General features: G+C 69.9%; 6 protein-coding genes. 2 read left to right on the plus strand and 4 right to left on the minus strand.

Annotated features, from left to right (window positions below):
• The first annotated feature begins 1,656 nt into the window (after positions 1 to 1,656).
• Together ACQKM2_RS40440 and ACQKM2_RS40445 are read left to right on the plus strand one after the other, a co-directional pair.
• Positions 1,657 to 2,373 carry a hypothetical protein gene (locus ACQKM2_RS40440; RefSeq protein WP_042811490.1) on the plus strand — a complete coding sequence of 239 codons (717 nt, stop codon included), beginning with the start codon at positions 1,657 to 1,659 and terminating at the stop codon, positions 2,371 to 2,373.
• Entirely contained in the window at positions 2,370 to 2,843 is a 474-nt protein-coding gene (locus tag ACQKM2_RS40445) for a MarR family transcriptional regulator (RefSeq protein WP_125605596.1), read from the plus strand. Before ACQKM2_RS40440 ends, ACQKM2_RS40445 begins: the two co-directional genes overlap by 4 nt.
• Before the next feature lie 132 nt (positions 2,844 to 2,975).
• Here ACQKM2_RS40445 and ACQKM2_RS40450 read toward each other — a convergent pair whose 3' ends face one another.
• From ACQKM2_RS40450 to tap, 4 genes are all read right to left on the minus strand, one after another.
• On the minus strand, positions 2,976 to 3,413 hold the full coding sequence (locus ACQKM2_RS40450) for a MarR family winged helix-turn-helix transcriptional regulator (protein WP_427719127.1): 438 nt from the start codon (positions 3,411 to 3,413) through the stop codon (positions 2,976 to 2,978).
• Positions 3,410 to 3,919, minus strand: a complete 510-nt coding sequence (locus tag ACQKM2_RS40455) for a MarR family winged helix-turn-helix transcriptional regulator (RefSeq protein ID WP_427719130.1) — start codon at positions 3,917 to 3,919, stop codon at positions 3,410 to 3,412. The genes ACQKM2_RS40450 and ACQKM2_RS40455 overlap by 4 nt, the downstream gene beginning before the upstream one ends.
• Positions 3,920 to 3,998: 79 nt before the next feature.
• Complete coding sequence (gene tpg, locus ACQKM2_RS40460) at positions 3,999 to 4,553, minus strand: telomere-protecting terminal protein Tpg (RefSeq protein WP_285340971.1); 555 nt, start codon at positions 4,551 to 4,553, stop codon at positions 3,999 to 4,001.
• 3 nt (positions 4,554 to 4,556) lie between these two features.
• On the minus strand, positions 4,557 to 6,301 hold a 1,745-nt coding region (tap, locus tag ACQKM2_RS40465), incomplete at its 5' end, for a telomere-associated protein Tap (RefSeq protein WP_427719132.1).

Raw genomic sequence — 6,301 nt, forward strand, 5'->3', positions numbered from 1 at the left:
CCGCCCGCTCCCCGCCCCCGTGCGCTCGGCGGCGGGCGGCTCCGCCGCCCAGAGCCGGCCTTCGGCCGGGGGCCCTCCGCTTCGCTCCGGGCCATGGCGCGCTGTGCGCGGGGTCCTCCGCTCCGCTCCGGACTTTGCTCGCTCCGCTCGCACCGAGCTCGCTCCGCTCGCTAACCGCCTCGCTGCGCTCGGCGGCGGGCGGCTCCGCCGCCCAGAGCCGGCCTTCGGCCGGGGGCTCTCCGCTCCGCTCCGGGCCATGGCGCGCTATGCGCGGGGTCCTCCGCTCCGCTCCGGACCCTGCTCGCTGCGCTCGCAGCAAGCTCGCTCTGCTCGCTAACCCCTTCGCTGCGCTCAGGGGCTGGGCGGCTTCGCCGCCCCAGAGTCGGCCTTCGGCTGGAGGCCTTTCGCTTCGCTCCAGGCCTTAACCGCCCAGAAGGCCCTTCCGGTGGGGCCCTCCGCTCCGTTCCAGGCCAAGACGAGCTGCGCGCGGGGTCACTCGGTTCAGGGCCTTGTTTGCTCCGCTCGCAACGGGGGCTAGCTCGTTGCTCCGCTCGGCGCAGGGCCGTTCCGCGGCCGTACGCCCGCCTCTGGCCCGGTTCCAAGCTGACTCGCCCCGTTCCCCGGCATCCCATTTCTTGGATAGTGCCGGTCCTCCGCCCGGGGTCCTCCGCTGCGCTCCGGACGATGCAGCGGTGCCCTCCGCTTCGCTGCGGGCACTGAAAGAGGCCCCTCTCTTTGCTCGGAAATAGAAGGTCCTTCGCTTCGCTCCGGACCCGCTGTAGAGCTCTGTCGCTCCGCTCGCGACAGGCTTCTACTCCACCTAGGCCTTTCAGGCGTTGGCGGCCTGAGGAGTCTGAGCCGTGCGCGGTCCGCTGATGCTTAGGTGCCGGGAGACCTGCTGACCTTTGGTTTGGGCAGCACCTGGTAGAACCGGCTCCCCCACATTTCCACTTGAGTACCCCTAGCCACTTGCTGGGGCCTCCTGTCCATCTGTGCTCCGGCTGTTCGATGGGTTCCTGTGGTGGACAGGGTGTGAAGGGTCGGCGCAGGAGGGCCCGTGGGTTGCTGGAGGGTTGCTGGATAGGGGCGGGGTGTTAACGGCGTTAATGGGTTGATGAGGCGCTGATTCAAAGTGATGTCGGGATAGAGATAGGAATCAGTCAGATTCTGCGTGGTTATGGACAGGGTGTCCGGAGCCCATCGGTTCTGTGGCTGAGGTGCCGTGACGTCAGGAAGTTGTGGCTGCGCGCGGGTTGCAGACGGCGTTGAGTGCGCGCAGCGCGGCAGGAGACGGCCTATAGAGGGTACGGATATGCGTTGCCGCAGGTCAGAGGGGGTGCGCGGGGAAAGTTATGTCCCCCCAGAAGGGACATAACTCGGGGGATGTGTCGCTGGTAGGGGGACAGAACTCCTGCAAAACGTCAGTGAGGCTGACGCTTTTTGGGCCAAAACGTCGGGGAGACTGACGTTCCTGCGGAGATGTGTCGCCGAACTGCGTGAGGGCGGGGAGGCGTTGGGTGTGGGGGTCCGAGAGGGGCCGCAGAGGGGCCTTGGCCGAGATGTGTCCCTCCTGGGGGGACACAAGACACGCCGAACGTCAACGAGCGTGACATTAGTGTCACCCTTGTTGACATACTCTCTCTCCAGATCAACGAAGTGGAGAGCATCCTCGTGTCATCAGAAGCACAGCGCCGCCGGCAGAGTCCGTCGCGCGCGCCGCGTCCTGATCTCCCCGTTGATGACGCGATCTCGGCGTGGAGTCAGCCTCTGGCTCCGGTCAAGGATCTGGACAGCCTGGCGAAGCGGTACCCCAGCCGGAAGCTCACGCTGGACGGTGAGCGCAAGCCGCTGGAGTTCTACGGGACGCAGAGTCAGCCAAATGCGTTCTCGATGGACAGCCTCGAGTTCTTCCTGGTGATTGCCCAGTACTTCAGGGAAGCCTTGCCCTTGAGGCTCATCCTGCTGCTGATCGCGTGCCAGCGTGCGGGAGGGCGGATTCCACTTACGCAGGAGGAGATGGCTACGATCCTCGACGTCAGTCGGACAAAGACCTCGGAGGCGCTGCACACCGTCATGTCTCATGGGATCGTCTTCAAGGTGCGGCGGGGTGTGTACCAGTTCAACCCGCCCTACAGTTACCGGGTGGCCGAGTTCATCCCGGGGACGGAGACGGCGGGTGAGTTCGTGAAGGTGGAGCAGCACAGCACCATCTCGCAGATTCGCAGCGACACGAGCCTGCCGGACCTGGTGCGGTTCCCGTCGCTGGACCACATGCGGCAGGCAATCGAGGAACTGCGGGCCGAACGCTCCAAAGAGCGCGCTGCGCGCCGGCTCAGCCGGGCGCAGCGCAAGGAAGAAGGGACAGCTCAGTGAGCACCTTGCGATTCGCTGCGGTCAACGCCGACGGGCTTCTCTCCGACCTGGACCTTCCGCCTGCGGCCTACCGTGTGCTGCTGAAGCTGCGTTCGCTGAGTGAGCCCGGCGGGCGGATCCTCATCGACCAGGCCACCATCGGGGGGCTGCTGGAGCTGAGCAGGCCGAGCGTCAACGCCGCTCTGCGCAGCCTGGAGCTGGCCAAGCTGGTGCGGAAGGTCAGGAACGGGGTCTACCAGATCAATCCGATGCTGGCCGGGTACAACTCGTTCGAGGACGCCGTCGCGGCGGTCAACGATATGGCCGCGGACGAGCGGCTGGACGCGCGCGGGTACGTGGCCAGCTATCACCAGGCGGTGGCGGAGTACCAGGACCAGCTGGCGGAGCAGCGGAAGAAGCGTGCGGCTCAGGCCGCCGCCAAGAAGGCCGCGGAGTCGAAGCGGCGGAGGACGCTGCACGCTGTTGGGTGACATGCTTGAGAAGGGGCCCACAGAGGGCTTCTGAGGGTGTTTCAAGCGCCTTTGAGGGCCCCGGGATATCCCGGGGCCCTCAAAGGGTTTCAGGGGCTTGGGTGGGCTCCTGTGGCTTTGGGTGGGCGGGGCTCAGCTGGTGCCCAGTTCGGCGTTGGCGCGGTCCGTGATCAGGGTCAGGACGCGGCCGGCCACCGCCAGGTCCTCGGCGGGGATTCCGGCGTACAGGCGGGCGGCGATCCCGGCCGTCGCGGCGGCGGTGGTCTCGTACAGGTCGCGGCCGGTGTCGGTGAGGCTCAGGAGGGAGTCCTCCCGGGCGAGGAGCCCGGCGGTGAGGAGTTCCTCGATGACGGCCTGGACGAGCGGTTCGGTGGTCTTGAGGGAGTCCTGGATCTCGGCGACCAGCTCGTCGTGCGGGACGGTGCCGCCCGCGACGGTGACGGCCCGGAGCGTGACGCTCTGGTGGAACGTGACGCCGTGGCGGTCGAGGGCGCCCTCGGCGAGGGTGCGGGCGGCGTGGTGGGCGAGGGCTATGACGCGGGCGTTGAGGGCGGGGGCGGTGGTGGTCATGACTGCTCCTTCTCGTTCTTGGTCGTCAGGTCGAGAGGTGCCGGGTCGAGAGGTGCGTCGAGCAGGGTGAGCAGCTCGCGGGTGAACCGGGACGCGCGGGCGCTGTCCTGGCCGCCGAGTGGTTCGAGGAGTTGGTCCAGGAGTTCCTGGACCGCCTTGATGGCGCGCTTCGTGACGTCGTGGCCCTGCTCGGTGAGCGACAGCAGGATGGCGCGCGGGTCGTCGGGGTCCCGGGTGCGGGCGATCAGGCCGGAGGCCTCCAGCGCTCGGGCGAGCTTGGAGACGTAGAGCGGTTCGAGGCCGGTGTGGTCGGCGAGCCGGCGCTGGTTGGGGTGCGTTCCGGTGGGGGTCTGGGGGAGGGACATGCCGTACAGCGAGGCCATGAGGGAGTACTGCGCGTGCGTCATGCCCAGCGGTGCGACCGCCCGGTCGACGGCCACCCGCCACTTCATCGACAGGCGCCAGACCAGGAAGCCGGCCGTGGCGTTCTCGGGTGCTGTGCTCATGCAAAATACCGTACATGGATATTATGTACATGGCTACTATCTGAGCGCGGGTTGTTCGGGGGAGGGCGGCGGTGGTTCGTCAGAAGGCGAAGTCGACGTAGTCGATGTCCGTGAACTCGACGAGGAGGGACGTCGCGCGGGCGCCGTTGTCCTTGAAGTAGATCTCCTGGAGGGCCTCGGCCGTGATGTGGCGGAGCTGGGCTTCGGTGGCTCCGGTTTCCTGGGCCGCGAAGAGGCGCTGCGCGTACTCCGGGGGGAGGTGCTGGGTGATCCGGCGCATGCGGCCGTCGTCGGTGGTGCCGGGGGCCGCCGTGAAGCCGAAGCGGGCGCGGGTCTCGATGACGAGTCCGGTCGTGCGGGCGGCCTGTTCGCGGGCGCGCTTGCGGACCAGGGGCTGCCAGCGGCGGCGCACTTCGGCTTCCAGGCGGGCGGCGAGGGCCGGCTTGGGCTGCTTGATCTCGTTCTTCACGTAGCGCTCGACCGTGCGCTGGGAGATGCCCAGGGTGGCCGCCACGGCCTTCGTGGTCTTGAGCTGCTTCAGGAGGAAGCGCATCTGGGCGCCCGCGGACTTGGGGATGGGGCGGGTGAAGTGGAGTTCGTCGGCCTTGGTGAGGCTGTCTGAGATGTCGGACATCGGTTACTCGCCGTCTGCTGCCGCGTCGTGGCCCTTGATGTGGCGGGCCGGGTTGAGGTGTTGGTCCAGGAGCTGCACGGCCCAGAGGAGGGGCTGGGTGCCCTCGTGCTTGACCATGCCGGGGCTGACGCCGAGGCGGAAGCCGCCCGGGAGGGGCTTGCCCTCGGGGGTGTGGGGGAGGAAGTCCAGCGGGCCGGGGCCGTCGGAGAGGTAGACCGCGCAGTCGGAGAGGACGGCGATGGGGTACAGGTCGGCCTCGGCGAGCTTGCGCATCTTGCGGTGCATGTTGACGCGGGCCGTGGAGATCACGGCTGCGCGGATGTCGGGGCGCCAGGTGGGGCGCTCCAGGGCGGGCCAGGCTTCGCCGGGGCGGTAGGCGGCACCCTGGGGGCGCTCGCGGAGCTTGCCGATGCCGCCCTTGACCGTCGACTTGATGGCGGAGAGAACTGCCGTCGAGGTGTGGGGGGCGTTCTCCTTGTAGGTCGTCATGGCCGTGAGGAACTCGGACTCGGTGAGGGACGGGGTGATGCCGAGGTCGGCCATGGTCGCCATGTAGGCGTCCCGGAGGCGGGTGTACCAGGCGTCGAGGTAGGGGCCGTTGTCCGGGCGGGTCCAGGCCTCGGCGGGGCGGACCTCGTGGCCGAGCTCCTGGGCGTAGGCGAGGGTCGGGGTCGCGTACCAGGCGGGGCCGGCGGGGGGCTTGCCGTGAGGGGTGAAGGGGCTCGGGAGGCGGGGGTCGAGGGAGAGGGAGGAGAGGTCCGCGAGCCAGCAGCCGGGAAGCTTGGGGTCGAAGCGGGGGGCGGTGGTGTGGACGGCGGGGCCGATGCCGACGGTGAGGCGGTTCGCGGCCGCGGCGAAGGCCATGTTCACGTCGATGCCGACGGCGTGGGTGCGGGCGCACTCGGCGTCGGTGAGGAGCTCCGGGTCGCGGATCCAGTCGTACGCCTCCTCGTCGAGGACCTCGTCCGGGGTCCGCTGGTGGGCGCGGGGGTAGAGGGCGGCGACGACCGGGTGCTCGTCGGGGGCCTCCGGCGGGGCGGGGTCGACGGGGCGGGTGAGGGAGCCGGGGACGGGGGCCGACTCCCAGGTGCCGGTCTGGGGGTTGCGGGCGGCGCGGGTCGGCGGGCGCAGGGCCGTCATGAGTTCCAGGCCGGTGACGGCGGTGGAGCCGCGCGGGGTGAGGACGCGGGCGGCGTAGGTGGTGAGCAGCTCGGCGAGCTCGGGGGCGGAGAGGTCCGCGGTGTCCTCGCCCCAAGCGCGGGGGTCGAGGGCGCCCCAGGGGAGGACGGCGAGCTGGACGCACTGGCGGCCGGTGGTGGGGGTGGCCGGGCGGTAGATGCGGGGCCAGGGGCCGAAGCCGCGGCGGGTGAGCTGCCACTTGGCCTTGGTGAGCTGCTTGATGACGGGGTGGTTGTCCGGGAGGCGCAGGGCGCGGCGGTCTTCGAGGGCGGCGGGGAGGCCGAACTGCTCCGCGGCGGGGGCGGTGAGGACGAGGAGGGGGTCGCCGTCGCGGCCGTTGTGGTGGAGGCGGGGGGCGCGGAGGTCGGCGTCCGGGCCGAGGGCCCAGGCGACGAGGGCGGGGAGGCCGGAGGTGGGGTGGGAGAGGAGGAGGCCGCCGGCGGCGTGGGCGTGGCCGGTGCCGTCGAGGACGGCGAGGGGGCCGTTGGCCGGCCGCGGTGGCGGGTGCCCGAGGGGGCCGTCGTCGCGCACTGCCACGTGTTCGGCCCGGGAGCCGCGTTCCCGTTCGC

The organism is Streptomyces sp. NPDC004126 (genome assembly GCF_050275515.1).
Lineage (GTDB): Bacteria > Actinomycetota > Actinomycetes > Streptomycetales > Streptomycetaceae > Streptomyces.

Excerpts from the sequence above, each read along its gene's own strand:
- ACQKM2_RS40450 (WP_427719127.1), bottom strand. The coding sequence starts at position 3,413 with ATGACCACCACCGCCCCCGCCCTCAACGCCCGCGTCATAGCCCTCGCC.
- tpg (WP_285340971.1), bottom strand. The coding sequence starts at position 4,553 with ATGTCCGACATCTCAGACAGCCTCACCAAGGCCGACGAACTCCACTTC.
- ACQKM2_RS40455 (WP_427719130.1), bottom strand. The coding sequence starts at position 3,919 with ATGAGCACAGCACCCGAGAACGCCACGGCCGGCTTCCTGGTCTGGCGC.